10 protein-coding genes and 1 pseudogene are annotated in these 18,687 nt (G+C 46.2%); 2 read left to right on the forward strand and 9 right to left on the reverse strand.

The window, feature by feature from the left end; translation table 11 throughout:
• Window positions 1–556 precede the first annotated feature (556 nt).
• From CI959_RS19845 to CI959_RS19870, 6 genes are all read right to left on the reverse strand, one after another.
• Window positions 557–3,445, reverse strand: coding sequence for a glycoside hydrolase family 38 C-terminal domain-containing protein (locus CI959_RS19845; protein ID WP_057317029.1), 2,889 nt, complete (start codon window positions 3,443–3,445; stop codon window positions 557–559).
• Window position 3,446: 1 nt separating this feature from the next.
• A complete protein-coding gene (locus tag CI959_RS19850) occupies window positions 3,447–4,589 on the reverse strand; it encodes a sugar MFS transporter (RefSeq protein ID WP_005866412.1) in 1,143 nt (380 codons plus the stop codon).
• Window positions 4,579–6,948 carry a GH92 family glycosyl hydrolase gene (locus CI959_RS19855; protein WP_081033143.1) on the reverse strand — a complete coding sequence of 790 codons (2,370 nt, stop codon included), beginning with the start codon at window positions 6,946–6,948 and terminating at the stop codon, window positions 4,579–4,581. The genes CI959_RS19850 and CI959_RS19855 overlap by 11 nt, the downstream gene beginning before the upstream one ends.
• The gene (locus CI959_RS19860; protein ID WP_057317028.1) at window positions 6,945–8,048 is read right to left on the reverse strand and encodes an ROK family protein; all 1,104 of its coding nucleotides are present in this window, start codon (window positions 8,046–8,048) and stop codon (window positions 6,945–6,947) included. The genes CI959_RS19855 and CI959_RS19860 overlap by 4 nt, the downstream gene beginning before the upstream one ends.
• A gap of 145 nt (window positions 8,049–8,193) precedes the next feature.
• Complete coding sequence (locus tag CI959_RS19865; RefSeq protein WP_057317027.1) at window positions 8,194–9,939, reverse strand: class I mannose-6-phosphate isomerase; 1,746 nt, start codon at window positions 9,937–9,939, stop codon at window positions 8,194–8,196.
• A 32-nt stretch (window positions 9,940–9,971) separates the two neighbouring features.
• The gene (locus CI959_RS19870; RefSeq protein WP_057317026.1) at window positions 9,972–11,273 is read right to left on the reverse strand and encodes a hypothetical protein; all 1,302 of its coding nucleotides are present in this window, start codon (window positions 11,271–11,273) and stop codon (window positions 9,972–9,974) included.
• 102 nt (window positions 11,274–11,375) lie between these two features.
• On the opposite strand from CI959_RS19870, the gene CI959_RS19875 reads away from it, so the two are divergent.
• Window positions 11,376–12,266 carry an AraC family transcriptional regulator gene (locus CI959_RS19875; protein ID WP_005866402.1) on the forward strand — a complete coding sequence of 297 codons (891 nt, stop codon included), beginning with the start codon at window positions 11,376–11,378 and terminating at the stop codon, window positions 12,264–12,266.
• Window positions 12,267–12,353: 87 nt separating this feature from the next.
• Window positions 12,354–13,700 (forward strand): sodium/glutamate symporter, encoded by a 1,347-nt coding sequence (locus tag CI959_RS19880; RefSeq protein ID WP_057317025.1) that lies wholly within the window; start codon window positions 12,354–12,356, stop codon window positions 13,698–13,700.
• On the opposite strand, the gene CI959_RS19885 is transcribed toward CI959_RS19880, so the two are convergent.
• The 3 genes and pseudogenes from CI959_RS19885 to CI959_RS21705 all read right to left on the reverse strand — a co-directional run.
• Complete coding sequence (locus CI959_RS19885; RefSeq protein ID WP_057317024.1) at window positions 13,687–16,053, reverse strand: ABC transporter permease; 2,367 nt, start codon at window positions 16,051–16,053, stop codon at window positions 13,687–13,689. The genes CI959_RS19880 and CI959_RS19885 overlap by 14 nt on opposite strands.
• Window positions 16,054–16,075: 22 nt before the next feature.
• Window positions 16,076–18,460, reverse strand: a complete 2,385-nt coding sequence (locus CI959_RS19890) for an ABC transporter permease (protein WP_011966540.1) — start codon at window positions 18,458–18,460, stop codon at window positions 16,076–16,078.
• Between the two features lie 82 nt (window positions 18,461–18,542).
• A pseudogene (locus tag CI959_RS21705) lies at window positions 18,543–18,626 on the reverse strand (ABC transporter ATP-binding protein); the annotation flags it as partial.
• Window positions 18,627–18,687: the final 61 nt, after the last annotated feature.

Raw genomic sequence — 18,687 nt, forward strand, 5'->3', positions numbered from 1 at the left:
TAATAAAAATGACACATTTATCACAAATCACCCCTTGAAACCAAGAATATCAGCCCTTAAATGTACTAAAAATATATTGTTCCGTACGGACTTACAATAGTATCATCGTCTTTCTATCACATAAATAATTAACTATCAAATATTAACAGTAAAAACACTTTAAATTGGTTACAATAAACAAATGTTAAATTTATTGAGATTCAAGGCTAGGCGAAAATGGCACTAGTATGGCTTCTATGAAAAAAACAGATAATATATTCAGAGACTGGATAATATAAAAAAATTTAGCCTTCCTTTATAAATAAAAGAAGAACCACATTATCTACAATCTTTCTACCAAGAAAGCGCCATAGACTTATTCCCACAAGGCTTGAAATCCAATAAGGCATTACCCGAAACAGAGTCTCTCATGACACTCTTCACCCATCACTCTAACACAAGCAAGTCTTCTGCTTAGAATAATACCGATTTATTTGGGATTAAATCCTATCAAAACATTCAATATACAAACATAAGACAAACTGGATAAGGGCGGGCAAACCCCGCCCCTACCATGCTACCAAGATAATTTTATAAACTTATTCTCCCACGGAGCGAAACTCAACGGATTCCCCGAAACTGGGTCTCCAACGACATCACAAACCGTAGTTTTCACAAAATTAATTTTATCTGAAGTTACGGAGAAAGTAGCTGGCTTCCCGCCTATCTCACGCAATTGAAGCATAACAGCATTCTCGCCTTCCACAGGCCTCATGTTTACCAACAACAAATTCTCCGGTACGATCTTGAAAATGGAAGCCGATTGAAGAGGCTCCACCTTTTTATCTCCGGCAGGCAAAACACGGGTCAAGAACGGAATCCGGTTTTCCCAAGCGAACTTAGTCGCATACTCAATAGTGTTGTCTTTCGAAGAGTTGATGAAGTAACTCCATTGCATCTCTCCCATTTGGTCCGCATTGAAATTGGTTACCCAATAGTTGTTCATCGGCCATGAATACATATTCGTGGACTGAGGTACGGCTCCGGCCTTATACCGCCCCGTATTGATCGCCCCAAATTGCATTAATGGTATTTCTTGGCTACCCATCACGACCTGTGACTCTCCATTACGAGCCGTAGCGAAGTTTTGCACCGTGTACCAATCGTTAGAGGAGCCCGGGATTTGGTCTACACCCGCCTCAATCGATCCGCCGGGTACATCCAAATGGATCTTACCGCTTTCAACCTCAAACGGGAAAGCGATATAAACCGCTTCCGGATCTGTTACCGCTTTTTTACGCAAGCGATAAACTACCTCGATTTTCTTTGTTACGTTAAATACACGGAATTCCACCATCAAATTATTCGGCTCACGTCCCGCTACTGTCTCTCCCCGAAAACGATATGTATCCCAAACATCGCCTTTCTCATATTTCTCGAAACGCATCTTCTCGGGACGACGGCGGAGGAATTGGGGAGCACGATATTGTTCCATCGGATGACGGCTATCGATAATCTCATAAATAAACTCTCCCATCTCCCATTCCGCATCCGGCGTAACCAATTGTTTGTTCAAATCCTTATCATATAATTTACGAATCGTACCTTTACGGGTATTGAAGTCGATGGCATACCAAGGATTCTCCACATGTGTCTCTTTTAATTCCGTTGCGCCCTGTATTTCCGGACGTGGCGCATCCTTTACTTTTATATAATACTGCGCATATCCCAAGGCCGGGACATCTTTCACGTAAAAGCTCCAATAGGTACCGTCGGAACGGCTTTCGCCAGCTTGTGCGGGAATTACGTTGCCAGCCGCATCCACGATCTCGAAAGCCTTGTCTTTCGGAAGAATCTGATGATCGACATAAGCTTTAGCGATACCGCTATAACTCCAGTTGAGCGTATTGAATACAGCGATAGACGGAACGTCGCTTTTAGGCACGAATGATTGTAATATACCCATAGTAGCCTCTCCCAGCAAACCGGAATGGCGATAGGCTTCCCACGCATACGATTGTTTCAAGGAGCGTTGTTCCCAAGTTTCCAGTCCATAAGCGTTACGTACGCTCTCGCTATGCCCGAAAGTATGCTCATCATAGAACAAAAGAGCTTTGTTGATGTCCTGAATCCGATCATTGATGTCTTTCGGCAATTGAGCGCCTAGCATTTTAGCAAATGACAATCCGGCTTGATTCGCGATAATATCCGAATGAGTCACACGAGATATGGCGGCTTCACGGGCACCGGAAGCGAAACCATCCGTCCACCAATCCGGCCAAGCTCCACGAATAGTCTGAATATGATCCGCATATTGGCTCTCTACCGTCTTAAAAAACTCACTGGCTACCGCCGTGCGTAATTTCGGCCATTCATACTTCTCATTCCATTTCTGTAACATCTCGCAACTTTTAGTCGAAGGGGGCGCATTATCCGTAAGATATCCCGAATGCTGCACCGCTAATATATCATACGGATAATTTTTCGCTTCCATTTCACCTAAATAAGTTAAAACACGCTCCTCAAACTGGTCAAAGTTATCTGTATGAATCCCGAAAAAATTACCATAGTGATAATGCTCCGCACGATAAGTCAAGACCTTCTTCCCAGAAGGTGATTCCCACCAAAACACCGTAGGTTTATCAAAGCAGATCAACGCTCGATGACCATGGGTTCCCATATTCACATATTTCACGCCGGCATCTGCGAAATACTCGCTGAAACACCAACCGATACCATTCACGTCGTCTTGCATAGCTACCTCGGCACGCATCCCATTTTCCCTGAATTGCTTGATCGGATAAAGAGAAGCGGCAAGTGTCTGCTCATCCGGTAATTCGTCAAAATTCAAGAACATCGTTGCTAATTCAATACGGCCTTCCTTTACCCGTTGCTTCAAGCGAGCGATCTGTTCCGCAGGACGACATTTCAAATATTCGCTAACCGCCCAAGCGATCTCGCAAGTCCAACGGAACTTAGCGAAATCCGGATAATTATCCGTAGCGTCACAATAATCCAACGCATAATCAATGTATCGAAGCTGTTCTGCCAAGATTTCCATTTGGGAACGGGTATAACCGATATCCGTATGGGTGTGTTGCACCATATTCATCTGCCAATGGCGAACCGGTTTTACGGTAACCGTACTTTCCTCTTTCTCTTTCCCACTTGTCAGCGTCAACGGTAATTGGCGAGTCGTGCTAACCTCGGGTATCTCGATTCGGAATACATTATCCCCGGACACCAGTTTCTCTTTATGGCTTTGCTCGCCTAAATGGATCGTCACTGTAGAAGGTTCTCCTTCATGTTTTACGGAGATCTCGACCTTTTGGGTCAGTCCGTTTTTCGATTTATAAACCGCCGGTAATACACGGCTCTTGACATCCGATAATCCCGGAGACGCATGAACCGACAATGTCCCGATCAACAAAGCCAATCCTGCTGATAAATAAGTTCTTTTTTTCATCTTATCGTGTTTTTATTGATATAAGTCCTATATACAACATACATATTAATAATAGCATCAAGCCGGCTACCTGTCCGAACATATCGGCTATGCCTCCCATACAAGGCGTAATCAAAGCGCCTCCTGATACACCCATAATCATCAAGGCCGAGACCTCGTTCGATTGCTCCGGCCGATGTTCCAACGCAAAAGAGAACAGGATCGAAAACACATTCGAGCAAGCCAAGCCAACCAGTACGATCATAACGCCCATGCCCCACAAGCTATCCGAGATAAGCAATCCTACGAAAGCAAGGATAGCGATAAGCATGCTTCCCCTTAAGAAGGGTCGTGACGAGATCCTCGCCAGCAATATAGCCCCCAGGAAAGAACCTCCGGTACGAGCGGCGAAATAAAGGCTACTCCCTAATCCAGCCTCTTGCAACGGCATGGATAACTTTTCCATCAATAGCTTAGGGATCGTCGTATTCAGACCGACATCGATCCCGACAATACACAGAATCCCCAAGAAAAGCATCCGTATCCTAGCATCTTTACATAAAGCTAACGTAGAGGCGAACGAGGCTTCTTGCCCCTCTCCTTCCTCTTTACCCGGAATAGTCGTTATCAACCAGATGATAGATAACAAGGTAGTCACCGAATAGACAATGAATATCAACTTCCAATCTCCCCAGAAAGAAGAAGCTATACCTGCAATAATCGGCCCTAAGAAGGAAGATACCGCCTTAATAAACTGCCCTAAAGTAAGCACGCTCGTTACTTTATCCGGATTTACCACCCGCGCTACCATCGGATTCAAGGACACTTGCAAGATCGTATTTCCAATTCCCAGCAAAGCGAACGCAAACAAGATACAAGCAAAGTCATAGAAGAATAGAGGTATCAGCATCGCCAAGGTTGTGATAGCCAAGGCTACGACCACCGTATTCCTACGCCCGTGCCGTCCCATCCAGATACCGGTAGGGACAGAGAACAGGGCGAACCAAAGAAAGACCATCATGGGCAATAGGTTCGCCAACGTATCGGACAAACCAAAGTCCATCTTCACATAATTCGTGGCAATTCCCACGACATCCACGAATCCCATCACGAAAAAGCCGAAAAGGATCGGGAATATAGCGGAGTTCGTACTTTTAGTTCTCATATCGATCTTTTGGTTGGTTACCCATTTCTAAAACCAAATGTCCACCTTGAACAATCTCCGAGAAAGGAATACGAGTATCCGTCAATGGTTTCCCGTTTAAGTCCATGGATTGCACGTAATCATTTTGCTTACTATTATTACGAGTCTCGATCACGAATTCCTTCCCTTTATAATAGCGGTCATTCAGCCGGATCGTAATCTTATCGAACAAAGGACTACCCAAAGCGAAAGAAGGCGCTTGATCCGTCAAGCCTTTCATATCGAATAAGCCTAAGGAAGAGATCACGTACCAAGCCCCGAGCTGGCCTTGATCCTCATCCTGTCCGTAGCCATAACCGTGGATGCCATCCGTACCATAGAACTCATTCAAGATCGCCCGCACCCATTTTTGCGTAAGCGAGGGACGACCGGCCTCGTTGAACATCCAAGAGATGTGCAAACAAGGTTGGTTTCCTTGGTTATACAAGGTTTGCAAACCGGCGAAAGCCCCTACTTCCGTGCCTCCGCTAAAGATTAATTTACGAGACACCGTGAAGATGCTATCCAACCGATGGTTAAACACGTCCGCACCTACTTTTGCGACCAAGCCTTTCGCGTCGTGCGGTACATAGAATGTATATTGCCAAGCGTTACCTTCTTGGAATCCGCGCCATACTTGCATCGGATTGAAGTCCTCGATAAACGTACCATCCTTCTTTTTAGGACGGACAAAATTACAGGAAGGGTCATAGATACGCTCCCAGCCTTTCGATAAGTCCATCAAACGGTTATAATCGTCCGTCTTACCCAGTTGCTTCGCCCATTGGGCCACGGCCCACGCACTATAAGCATATTCCAAGGTATGGGAAGCGGAAAACATGAAAGCCTCGTCCGGCCCGTCCCCTTTATCCAAATGAGGTACATAACCATATTCCACGAAATAACGGGTATCGATCTTTCCCGCACCCAACGGACGATTCTCCCCATCCAACTCATTCTTTAAGCAAGCCTCATAAGCCGTATTCACATCGAAATCCCGGATGCCACATTGATAAGCGCCAGCGATAATCGTACTTAATAAATTCGTACCAACCCCGGAGACATAACGGCTATTAGCGATTCCATCCGCCAGCCAGCCGGCGTCCTTGTACACCAACAAATGGCTACTTATATAATCCGAATAATATTCCGGATAGGCCAAAGCCCAAACCTGTGTCAGATTCCATTGCGCTCCCCAAGCGGCATCGGTATTGTATAAGTTATGTACCGGTTTCCCGTCTTTCAAAGGGATTTGTCCTACCGAGCCATCATTTCTCGGATAAGCGCCATTCACATCGCTAGCCAATCCACGCCCCAATAAAGCGTGATACAAACCGGTATAGAATTTCACCTTATCCTCTCGCGCTGGAGTCTCTACCCGAATACGTCCCAAATATTCTTCCCATGTTTGGCGAGATATTTCCCTTGCCTCGTCAAACGAAAGGGTAGCGGCCTCAGTCTCCCTATTTAACCGGGCATTCTCCACGGATGTATAGGAAAGACCTACTTTAGCGGTTACCGACTCTTGATCTTGGGTACGGAATGTCAGATAAAGTCCGGCCCCCACGCCCGTCGCTTTCCGTTCATCCGGACGGATATCCGCTCCGTTGAAAGCGCCAAATCCAACGGGAACCTTGTCCAGCACCGCCGAGAAATACAAAGGAACCGATGCCCCGGGTTGATATTTCCTCACATATTCAGGCTCGGTAATCACCCAGCCCTCGATACGCCCGTCTTCCGTAAAAGTAATTTCAGCATCCCGTACAGCTCCGCTCTCTCCTTGACGGTTTCCTATATCGAACAAGATATGGCTATCCTCCCCGGCCGGAAATGTATAACGCTGAATAGCGACACGAGGGGTAGCGGTAAGCTCCGCACAAATCGAGTAATCTTTTAGGAGAACGGAATAATAACCGGCGGTAGCGATCTCGTCCGTACGGTCAAAACGGGAACGGTATCCTATACCTGTCGAGTCGTCTACCGCCCCGGGAATTGTTTTCAATGGACCCGTCGTAGGCATCAGTACGATTCCACCGATCTGAAACTCATGCAAGCAGGGGAAACCCTCGATCGATTGATCCCGATAATCGTAACCGGTCGCCTCCCAACCGGATTTATTCCCGATATGCCCGTTCGTAGAAGGAGCCGGCTTGGCCATACCGAAAGGCATCGCTCCCGGGGTAAAATGAAACCAACGGCAATGCGCCGTACCGATCCGAGGTTCTACATATTGGCTAAGCTCTTCTTGCTGAACTTTCTTGCCTTGTGTCACGCAGGATGTGAAGAAAGCACACGCAAACATCAGGAACCATACAGGTCCTATACTATATTTTTGTCTCATATTCCTTTAGATAGATGGTTTAACGCAAAAACATAAGCTCCCATAGCGATCGAGCGATTAGCACCTTGTTTACTTACGGTCACCCCTATCCGTTTACAAGGATCATACCCTACCTTGCGATTGGTACCCGGAATGGGTACCTCGACAGCTCCTCCTTTAGCAAAATCAGCGAAACTCTCCGCATCCTCCAAAAGATAAGCTTTCATTTGCAATCGGCCGAAACGACTTCCATCCATCATACCGGTAGATGAGTTCAATTCTTTCAACAAAGCAGGGAGAATATATTTAGAAGCCCCCGATAGTCCACCACCGATCACGATGATGCCATCGATTAAAGTAATGGCAGACGCCAACGCATCCCCCGCTAGCTCCCCTAATTCGGAGAAAGCCGTAATAGCAGCCTCCCGGTTACCCGGGCAAATACCCTCGGCGATCTCAAAGATCTCTTTCGGAGTATGCGCTCCCGTATCACCGGATCGTTCCGCATATACTCGCATGACCGCACGTATGCTGACACTCTCCTCTACGATATACTCCGGATATTTCTTATTCCGAAAACACCAGATATCTCCTCCTGCCGCATTATCTCCCAATAGAAGCTCTTGATTAATGACAACCCCGGCACCAAAACCGGTACCCAAGGTGACTCCCAGCAGGTTCTTATATTGCTTCATGCTTCCTGCCTCCCGCAAACGGAGGTTTATATCCGGAAGGGCTCCGGTTAACGCTTCTCCATATGCGAATAAATTCCCATCGTTATTGATAAATACCGGTATCCCGAATATATCTTCCAGAAACGGGCCTAACGCTACTCCACCCCGGAAAGAGGGGAAGTTGGGTAAATCGCCTATAATACCGGCTTGATAGTCTGCCGGACCGGGAAAAGCGAAACTGATAGCGACCGGAGTTTCCGGCAAGCCTGCCTGAATTGCCTTAAAACCCTCTACCAAATTGCCTAAACACTTATCTAAACAATCCGCGCATGCCGGAAGAACTACCGGATCGGCTATCTCTTTTCCTCCTTGGATGGCAGAGAAAACAAAATTCGTTCCTCCCGCATCCAATGTCATTACTATTCTATTGTCATTTGTATACATCATAATTCCTTTTCTTTATTTACCCATGTTCCGCCAGTGCCACCGTGGTGGCACAGCCGTGCCATAGGGTTGGCATTGGCGTGCCATCGCAGTGGCACTACCGTGCCATCAAGGGTGGCACAGTTGTGCGATGCCTATGGCACGGTGATTATTGCCTAAATCGTACGTAAGCTTTTATAGTACCACAGTATTTACCTACGGACGATCCATACGGGCGGATCGTATATTCACCCACGCAAGCCGGAATGATAAAAGTCTCCGCGTAATGAACGATGAATGGTTCAAAAGCGTCTGTCGGACTCTCCACGATCAACTCATCTCCCTTGATTACATTCAGTACTTGCACCCCTCCATTCGTATTGTGAGGCACGATATCCGTGAACCAATGACGGCGGGTCTCGATGAACTCGTTCTCATGCAAGCCGGTCCGCTCCTCCCGCCAACCGTCTCCCTCGGCGATCATCTCCACTTGGTTGATCAAGTTATGACGGACAAACTCCGTTTGCCGCTCCCATTGGATCACTTTCGAGCCGTGGCCGATATTAATCGGTCGAGGCAGTCCGTCCAATCCCAAGCGGCCCCAGTCCCAAAGCTTAAAGGTAAAGATACTTGGGGTAGCGCTAATCTCCAGCACCATGGCACCGGCTCCCGAACAATGGACCGTTCCGGCGGGGATCAGATAATGATCATGGCGTTTGGCAGGCCATTTGTTGACATATTTCTCCGTATCGAAAGGCTTTCCGGTCTGTTGGGACTCGTTTAGGGCAGCGATCATCTCGTCCGGGTTGACACCGGTTTTCAATCCCAGATAAACGGTAGCGTCCTCCTCGGCATCCAGCAGGTAGTAGCTCTCGTCCTGCGTATAATAAATCCCGAACGTATCCCGGATATATTGGGTGACCGGATGCACTTGCAAACTTAGGTTTCCTCCTCCCATCGTATCCAAGAAGTCGAAACGGATCGGGAAATCTTGTCCGAAACGAGCCTCGACCGGCCCGCCCAGCAAGTCTCTCGTCTTATAGAATACCAAGTCATTGGAAGGGATCTCAAACAGCTCTCCGGCAACTTTCAGGTATAAACTATTTTCCTCGGGCACGCAATCAAAACACCAGCCGAAGTTATCTTGCTTTTTATCCAGATCACAGACCTCTTTCATCCATTGGCCGCCCCAAGGAGCCGGATCGAAGAAAGGTACTACCCGGAACGGAGTATGCGCCGTTTTCTCCAACCCTTCTTTCAAGATCTCCCCGGAAATCATCTTAGGTGTTCCGACGATATGGGTATCCAACCAATAATCGACCTTGGGAAGGACTTTCTTCTTCAGATTATCGCAAACAATCCAATCAATAAAATATCCTCGCTTATAATGGTACGACGGGGCTTCCTCCCGGTTTTCCACACCTAGCCCGTTCACCTCTTTTCTACGGGAACGCATCTGGATCTCCCAACGAGCCATATCCGCATAGATCAATTTGTCCGGAGCGGGAACGATCTCGGCGGCGGCGTGGCCATAAACGATTGTCCAGCCTTTTCCATCACGCAAGGACTCCCGGCAGGCGTTCACCTTCTCCTCATCCAAGAAATACGTATAAGAGAAATGAGCCCGGCGGCCAAACAACCGGTCATCCGTCAGATAAGGATAGGTCATCGCCTCTATATCTTCTGCCGATTTAAATAAATCTCGCGTATTGATAAAACGATCGGGCGCGAGCGCTTGCAGTTCACGCATCAACTCCTCGTGATGAACCCCTTGGTAGCATTCCACCACCCAAACTTGTGATCCATTCGTTTCCGCATGGACCTCCGCCAATCGCTTCCGTATCGATTCCCAGCCTTTCCACAAGGTACCGTCTACAACGGTGGCCGGCATTTTATCATAATTACTTTTTCTCATCTCTTTTGATATTTAATATTGCACGCTTGTATTTAACTCTTATTTTTCTCTGCCCAATCCCTTAATAATTCAATCGCCTTAGATAGCACTCCGGCCGATCCCTTGAAATTACCAGAGCCGCTGGGGACACCGCCTTTGCCATACCATTCGTAGAATCCGTCATTTTGGATCACACGCTCGATCATCGGATGAATCTCCGCATAAGCCTCCTCAACCATTCCATTAACGACAAGCTGCTGGATCATCCGACCGCCAAACCAAGTCCAATCCCCGCCATTCTGATACAGATAAGCCTTTGACATTCCTCCATGGAAAAAACCATCCGGATACACGGGATATAAGGTAAGACCAATACTCGGCATACCCGACAGGCGAACATTCTCAAGCATCTGGGCATTTACGGTACGTATCTCGTCTTTCGATAATAAGCCGGCCTCTATAGCGATAGCCGTCCCACCATGATAATGAATGGCAAGTTCATCAAAACCTTCCGGAATCGGAGATTTCTCCGGATAAATATGAGGAATGAACTTCTGGCGCTTCTCGTCCCATAAATGAGCCCGCACATTTCTCTCGATTCCCTCACGCAGACTTTTCCAACGGGAGGCTTGCGGAGAATCAGGAGCCATTTCCAACAAATAATCCAAGGCGATTATGAACATAGCGTTATCATATACATCGATAGCTGGATCCGACAAATCATTCATATCACATCCGAAATCGTCATTCGGCTGTACATCGCCCCAATCAGCGGTCATTGCTCCATAAAGCAATCCATATTTCTCATTATATCGTTCCCGCATCAGATAATCTACCATCGCGTTCATTCGCTCGAGAACGGTCTTCCCGGCAACTTTCTCATTCAATATCTCCCGATCACCCGTCTTACGAATGTATTTACCTACGATCTGAATCAAGGAAGACTCTTGGTCCGTCTCTACCGTATTCTTAAAAGCGACATGTTTCGGGGCGGCATTCGAATAATAAGGCGTATCATCATACCATGTAAAATCTCCTTTCAGCACATAACCATCGATCATCTCATCATTCGGCTGTTGAAGAGCGAAAAACAATAAGATAGCTTCCCGCAGTTCGTGTGGATCACTCTCCTCGCAAGCGATCTCTATAAACGTATTCATATCACGAGCCCATATCTGGGAATAACCGCTGCCCGCATTAAAACCATTGCGGATGGTAGCACGAGCCATACTATCGACCTTCAACAAATTCGTATCAGACAATATCTGATTGGCCAATCGCTGTCTATCGGTTAATCCCGTACAAGACAAAAAAGATACAAATACAAAAGAAACTACAACTAGAATTTTATTCATGGCATTATGTTATGATTTATGTCGGCAAAATTATTTCAATAATCCAGAAAGGAATACTACATTTGTTCCGATTTACTTGTACAATCTTATGATTTATAGATCATGGTCAAGATAAAAGAAGGATTTAAGGGAGAACGGCTCGTTTCTTTACCCGAGGAACTATTGGCAAGCTACCGGAGGGAACCGCTCATCAATAATTTATATGTACGCAAGATCGGTTTCTTCCCACGTGTTAAATATCATTTTCTCCAAAAAGAACATGGCTGTGACTACGCCATGCTTATTTATTGTACGGAGGGAAAAGGATGGTATCGTATCCTCGGTAAACAATATACCGTGGAGAAATACCAATATATCATCATCCCTCCCGGTATCCCCTACTCATTCGGGGCAGACGAGGGAGATCCATGGACTATTTACTGGTTACACTTCCAAGGGAAGCTTCGCGATCAATTCCTGCCGTCGCATCCGGTTCCGGTCACTATTTCGCCGAATGAATATTCCCGTTTACAAGATCGGTTACGGCTGTTTGAGGAGATATATAGCAGTTTCTCCATGGGATATATTAAAGAATATATGATTTATTCCTCCATGTGCCTTTACAATTTTCTGGCCTCTTTCATCTATCTGGAGCAATTCCGCCATATCATGATTCCCTCGCAAAAAGAATATCCGTTCACGGCACGGGTTATTCATTATATGCGTGAGAACATCCAGCAGAATCTTACCTTGAAGGAATTAGCGTCTTATTTCAAATATTCCCCTTCTCACTTCTCGGCTCTCTTCTTTGGCGAGACCGGGGTCTCGCCCATGAATTACTTCATACGCTTGAAAATACAGAAGGCTTGTGAATATATCGAGCTAACGAATATGAAGTTGAATGAGATCGCCACGCATCTGGGATTCGAGGATGCCGCCTACTTCTCGCGTACGTTTACGAAAGTTATGGGTTGCTCTCCTTCCGTTTATCGTAAAAAGGAGATGGAGATATAGAATTCGTTTGGATTTCTAGTATTTCTCATAAGAATAAAATATATTTGTACAATAGATATTTAAACGAACATAAAGTAAGTAGTTACTATGATAGACCTAACACAGTTCACCCCTTGGACTCTCTTTACGGATCTTGGATTCATTTCGATACTTCTATTGGTTGGCAAATTCATACGAGTCAAGGTAAAACTGATACAACAATTATTCATCCCACCCAGCTTGATCGCGGGCTTGCTAGGACTGGCGTTCGGACCTAATGGACTGGGGTGGATTCCGCTTTCCAATGACTTAGGTACTTATGCGGCTATCCTTATCGCCTTGGTGTTCGGCGCATTGCCTTTATCTTCCCCGAACGTCTCCATGAAAGAAGTAGCGAAACGAGTCGGGCCGATGTGGGCATACGCTCAGGTGGGTATGTTATTGCAATGGGCATTAGTAGGCTTGTTCGGATTGTACGTGATTAAGCTGATCTGGCCGGACCTGAATGACGCTTTCGGCATTATGCTGCCGACAGGCTTTTATGGCGGACACGGCACGGCCGCCGCTATCGGGTCTGCGTTCGAGGGATTGGGCTGGGACGAGGCACGCAGTTTAGGCATGACAACCGCTACCGTGGGGGTTATTTGCTCGATCATCGGAGGTTTACTGATGGTCAAATGGGCGGCCAAGCATAAACAAACCGCTTTTATCTCGGATTTCGACGATCTCCCGGACGAACTGAGAAGTGGGTTGCTGCCAGAGGATAAGCGGGATTCCATCGGAGAGGCTACGACTTCCTCCATATCCATCGATACGCTGACTTTCCATGTGGCCTTGGTATTTGTCGTGGCTTTTTTGGGATATATGGTTAGCCAAACCGTAAAGGTGTATTATCCGGTATTGGAGTTACCTGTTTTCAGTTGTGCCTTTATCATTGGATTAGTATTAAAGAAATTCTTCGACGCGACAACCATATCCAGATATATCTGCCCGCAGACGACCCAGAGGCTGAGCAGTTCCTTCACGGATATGTTGGTAGCTTGCGGTGTAGCGTCTATCAAGCTAGGGGTGATCGTAAAATATGCCTTGCCGCTTATCGTACTCATCATAGCGGGCGTGGCGATCGTCTGGTGCATAACATTCTTCTTAGGAAGAAGATTAGCCAAGACCTTTTGGTTCGAGCGCATGATTTTCGCTTGGGGATGGTGGACCGGCACGATGGCCATGGGCATCGCCTTGCTGCGGATCGTCGATCCGAAACTTTCCAGCAAAGCGATGGATGATTACGCGATGGCTTACCTGCCTATCGCTCCCATAGAGATCTTATTGATCACTTTCGTCCCCATCCTTTTCGTAAACGGATTGGGAGTTTGGTTGCTATTAGTCTGCTTGGTCCTTTCCCTACTGATTTTGCTACTGGCGTGGAAGATGGGATGGTGGATTACTCGCTCTTGATACTATTTACCGGATTCTCGTTCGCCGCTTTCCAGTTCTGGAAACTCACGGTCAATAACGTGATTACGGTTACGATCAATAAAGCGATTAAGAATACCCACCCATGGATCGGAGTCTTGTAGGCGAAACCCTCGAGCCACATCCTCACGCCCTGCCAAGCGATCGGCGCCGCTATCACGAAGCAAATACCTACAATCCTCAGATAGGCCTTATTAAACATCAGCAGGATCTCCCCTACCGTAGCTCCATGTACCTTGCGGATACCTATTTCCTTACGGCGGTATTGAGTCTCGAACACCACTAAGCCAAATACCCCGACCAAAGAGATAATAATCGCCAGCAGACTGAAGACCGTAACCAAGCTGCGTAAGTTCTCTTCCTTCCGGTAGAGATGATTAAAGATCTCATCATAGAACTCGATATTGAACGGATAGAAAGGGTCTAATTCTCTCATCGTCTCCTGAATGTGACCTACTACGGCATGAATGTCCGATCCGGCTTTCAAGCGGATATAAGAGATTGGCAAAGAATAACCAAAGTTTCCGACCAAGAAAGCGATATTATCCTCTCCACCACGAAGCGAGGTGAATTTCACATCGTCGGAGAAACCGATAAGATGACCGGGAGAATAGCTATCGAACGCGTCACCCACTTGCATATCCAACCCCTCCATCGCCGTACGATTGAATATATAAGACGTATGATCCGAAAGTTCGTCCGCCTTTGAGAAATCTCTCCCTTCTATAACCGGAATCCCCATCACCCGCAAGAAATTGGAAGATGCTATAATTATGAAATACTGAAAGTCCTTACCCTTATAACTACCGCCATTCGTGTTATACCCGTCCTTAGAGCCCACTTTCTCCATAGCGAAAGCCACATCCTCGATCCCCGGGTTCTCTTTCAAGCGATTCACATATGTATCGTGATGCTTATTGTACATTGTCTCATTCAGCTCCACGATAGCTACCTGATCCTTATCGAATCCTAAAGAGAAATTCCTCATATAACTATTCTGGATTTGCACAAAGCAAGCCCCGATAATCAACACGATCGAAACAACGAACTGGACACAAATCAATGTCGTACGTAACTTACGCCCGGAAGGAGATAACCCGAAGCTGCCCTTCAGCACCAAGGCCGGAGGAAAAGAAGTTATATAATAAGCAGGATAAATGCCCGCCAGCCAACCGATAACCAACGCTACGATGCCACACAAGAAAACGATCGGAAGATTTGAGACCAAACTCAAATCGGCCTCGATAAAAGGTAGCGCTTCCGCCCAATCCAATCCCCAAACGATAACGAGACTTACCAGCCATGCTATAAAACTAATAAGGGCTGCCTCTATCAATAAAGATCTGCGCAACAAAGTATCCGAGCTACCCAATACCTTCTGCGTATTGATGCTTTTGATTCGCAACGGAGTCAGAGAAGTGCTAAAGTTCGTGAAGTTAATAGCCGCGACAATGACGATCAGAAGGGCTATACCGAACAATAAGGCCGTGACTTCCTTGTTTCCGCTCCGGAATGTACCACCGTCTTGCGTCTCATTCATATAATAAATATCAGTCAGCGGGACGAGCCGGATCTGTTCTCCCTCATGGTAAATCTTCTTGAAATCAAAATGACGGTTGAAATTATCGGCAACCTCATCTGCCATGGCAGGATTATCAAGCAATAAATAACAAACCCAGTTACTTGAGCTAAAATTATTGATATTATAATCCGGATCGATCGCCGTATAGACCACGTTCCGAAGCTGCGTGTTCTCCGGGAAATCCTTATAAACCGCGCCAATCGTAAAGAGTTTAGCCGATTTAGTCCAGATATTTTCTTCCGCTCGCAACGTCTTACCAACCGCAGAGATATCTTCCCCAAACAACTTGTCAGCCAAGCTTCGGGGTACCATTACTTTCTCGGGATCTTTCAAGCAATCGATATCGCCTTCCACGATCGGGAACGCGAATATCTTCGGTAAACTAGCGTGGCAGGTTGTCACGATTTCCTTAAACCCAAACGGTTGCCCGTTTCTATCCACCGAGAGATAAACACCATTCTGGCCAAAAGAAGGAGTCAACAATGTACCCGCCTCTATATGCGGGGAAGATTGGATGACAGCCTCCACAAAGGCACGGGGTAATATTGTCCCGAAAGTACCCGGAATGGTCAAGTCCACCCTAAAAATCCGCCCGGACGTAGGATGGCAACGGTCAAAAGTCCGCTCAAAATTAATCTGTATCAAAATCACGATAAAAGCGGCGAAAGCAACCGCAAGACCGGCTACGTTCAATGCGGTCGCCATTTTAAACCGCCTCAACACACTTAGAAAGTTTCGAATAATCGTTTTCATCTTATTATTATAGTTTCATTTATTATTCCGTCTTAATGCTATCCACCGGGTTCGCGTTCGCCGCACGCCAGTTCTGGAAAGTTACCGTAAACATCGTTATTAAGGAGACTATTAATAGAGCGAACGCAAATATCCACCAATAAATAGGAGTTTTATAAGCGAAACCCTCTAACCATTTCCGTACGCCATAATAAGCCAAGGGAGCCGCTATGATAAAGCAAACGCAGACAATACGGAAATAAATCTTATTGAACATAACCAAGATCTCATGAACCGTGGCCCCGAATACCTTACGAATGCCGATCTCTTTCCGGCGATACTGGGTCTCGAATATAACGAGGCCGAATATACCGACAATAGAGATAATCACAGCCAACAGGCTAAACAATAAAATCATCGTACTTAAATTCCGTTCCTGATGATATAAATGATCGAAAATCTCATCATAAAATTCCACCTCACAAGGATAGGTAGGGTCCAAGCGAGCCACCGTCTGGCGGATATGATCCACCACACCCACGATATCGCTTCCCGCCTTCACCCGGATAAACGAATACAGCATCAAGCTGGGTTCATTGATAACAAAACCTAACTCGGAGACGCCCTGTCGCAAGGAGGTGAATTTGACATCATCCACAAACCCGATCAAGGAACCATCGGCCGATTCCTCCTCAAGCCATGGAATCCGCATGATATCATTCGGCTCCATGCTCCATTTATCCCGCATTTGTTTATTGAATACATAGCTATAGCTGTTGCCTTTCTCATCAGACTCGGTAGGCATCCGCCCCCCGATCAAGGGAATACCCATTACCTTGAAGAAATTCCAAGAGACAGCGAGAGACGTAAAACCGACACTCTGTTCCTTATAGATGCCAGACCACGTACGGTAACTATCCTCCGACCCGAACTTCTGGCGACAAAACGCCACATCCTCTATCCCCGGATATTCTTTCAATCCGCCCACGTAACTATCCTTATGGTTACGCATAATATTCCCATTCAACTCGACAACCACTACCTGATCCTTGTCGAAGCCTAAAGAGTACTTTTGCATGAACCTATTTTGCTGACGAACGAACATGGCTGATATAATCAACACGATAGAGACCACAAACTGAAAACCGATCAATGCCGTACGCAACTTCTTCCCCGAGGAAGAAAGCCCGAAGGAGCCTTTCAAAACCACTGCCGGAGGAAAAGATGTCATATACAAAGATGGATAGATCCCCGCGATAAGACCTATTATAACAGACAATGCTGCCAAGCCTCCCACCAAACCGGGATAAGCGGACAGTGCCGTATCCGCTTGCACGAAATACAACCATCCCATATGTCCTAATCCCCAAACGATAAACAAAGAACAAAGGAAAGCAAGCAAGCTAATGCCCACGGCCTCAAATAACAGGGAAGCACGTAATATGCCGGCAGAACTCCCCAGCACTTTTTGCGTGTTGATACTCTTGATGCGCAAAGGCGCCAAAGAGGTACTAAAATTCGTGAAGTTGATACCCGCCACGATAATCACCAGAAAAGCGATCAGCATCAGTAGCCGGGTTTTCTCCGCACTACCGCTTTTCACTAAACTTCCGCTGGAATCCTCGTTCATATAATAAATATCGGTTAGGGGGACCAGCTCGGCATGTATATCTTTCGCCATATCCCCATATTGCTTCGAATAGTCAAAATGGGCATCAAAGTTCCCAGCCACTTCTTTCGGGGAAGCAGAAGGATCTAGCATCACGTAACAGAAATAGTTACTACTTATCCAATTCGTCAGTGCGTAATCCGGAGACATCTCTGTATAAATCACGTTTTTCAACTGTGTGTTTTCCGGGAAATCCTTATAAACACCTCCTACGACCAAATATTTCACACCCGGTTTTGTCCAGATCCCACCATCGGAAACGATCTGCTTTCCAATTGCCGATTCCTTTCCAAATAACCGGTGAGCCATACTTTCCGGTATCAAGGCTTTTTCCGGTTCCGACAAGCAAGAAGATTCTCCTTCACGCATCGTAAACTGGAACATCCGGGTAATCTCCGGATGGCAAGTTATGATCGTCTCCTTGAAACCTTGCTTTCCCTCTTTTCTTGTAACAGTCACATACATCTCTCCTATATACGGATTAATTAACGTACCGGCCTCAATATGCGGGGAAGAGTGGATAAACGACTCTATCAACGGGCGGCAATGGATCATGCTCGCTCCATCCGGGAAAGAAAGCCCCATCCGATAAATCCGGGTCGAGTTCGGATGACAACGATCGAAGTTATGCTCAAAGCTTACTTGCATCATGATAATTAAAAACGCGGCGAAAGCGACCGCTAATCCCGCTACATTCAAAAAGGTAGCTACCTTGAAACGTATTAATACATTGATGAAATTGCGTATGATTGTTTTCATAACTTACTCTATTTTATTGATACTAAAATCGACCCAAAAAGAGTATTCCTTAAATAAGATGGCTGATATTCATTCGTTTCAAGATATTCAAAGAAACCTTGTTCAACGCAATTGTCTCAACCTCTTCCGTACGGAAAAACTTACTTAAACCTTCGATCTTAATCATGGCTGTATTTGTTTTAATTTATTATACTCAAATCCATCTAATAATATTCAAATAACGTGCC

It is taken from the genome of Parabacteroides sp. AT13 (assembly GCF_002272965.1).
Lineage (GTDB): Bacteria > Bacteroidota > Bacteroidia > Bacteroidales > Tannerellaceae > Parabacteroides > Parabacteroides distasonis.

Coding starts and splice junctions, on each gene's coding strand:
- CI959_RS19845 (WP_057317029.1), bottom strand. CDS start 3,445: ATGAAAAAAAGAACTTATTTATCAGCAGGATTGGCTTTGTTGATCGGG.
- CI959_RS19850 (WP_005866412.1), bottom strand. CDS start 4,589: ATGAGAACTAAAAGTACGAACTCCGCTATATTCCCGATCCTTTTCGGC.
- CI959_RS19855 (WP_081033143.1), bottom strand. CDS start 6,948: ATGAGACAAAAATATAGTATAGGACCTGTATGGTTCCTGATGTTTGCG.
- CI959_RS19860 (WP_057317028.1), bottom strand. CDS start 8,048: ATGATGTATACAAATGACAATAGAATAGTAATGACATTGGATGCGGGA.
- CI959_RS19865 (WP_057317027.1), bottom strand. CDS start 9,939: ATGAGAAAAAGTAATTATGATAAAATGCCGGCCACCGTTGTAGACGGT.
- CI959_RS19870 (WP_057317026.1), bottom strand. CDS start 11,273: ATGAATAAAATTCTAGTTGTAGTTTCTTTTGTATTTGTATCTTTTTTG.
- CI959_RS19875 (WP_005866402.1), top strand. CDS start 11,376: ATGGTCAAGATAAAAGAAGGATTTAAGGGAGAACGGCTCGTTTCTTTA.
- CI959_RS19880 (WP_057317025.1), top strand. CDS start 12,354: ATGATAGACCTAACACAGTTCACCCCTTGGACTCTCTTTACGGATCTT.
- CI959_RS19885 (WP_057317024.1), bottom strand. CDS start 16,053: ATGAAAACGATTATTCGAAACTTTCTAAGTGTGTTGAGGCGGTTTAAA.
- CI959_RS19890 (WP_011966540.1), bottom strand. CDS start 18,460: ATGAAAACAATCATACGCAATTTCATCAATGTATTAATACGTTTCAAG.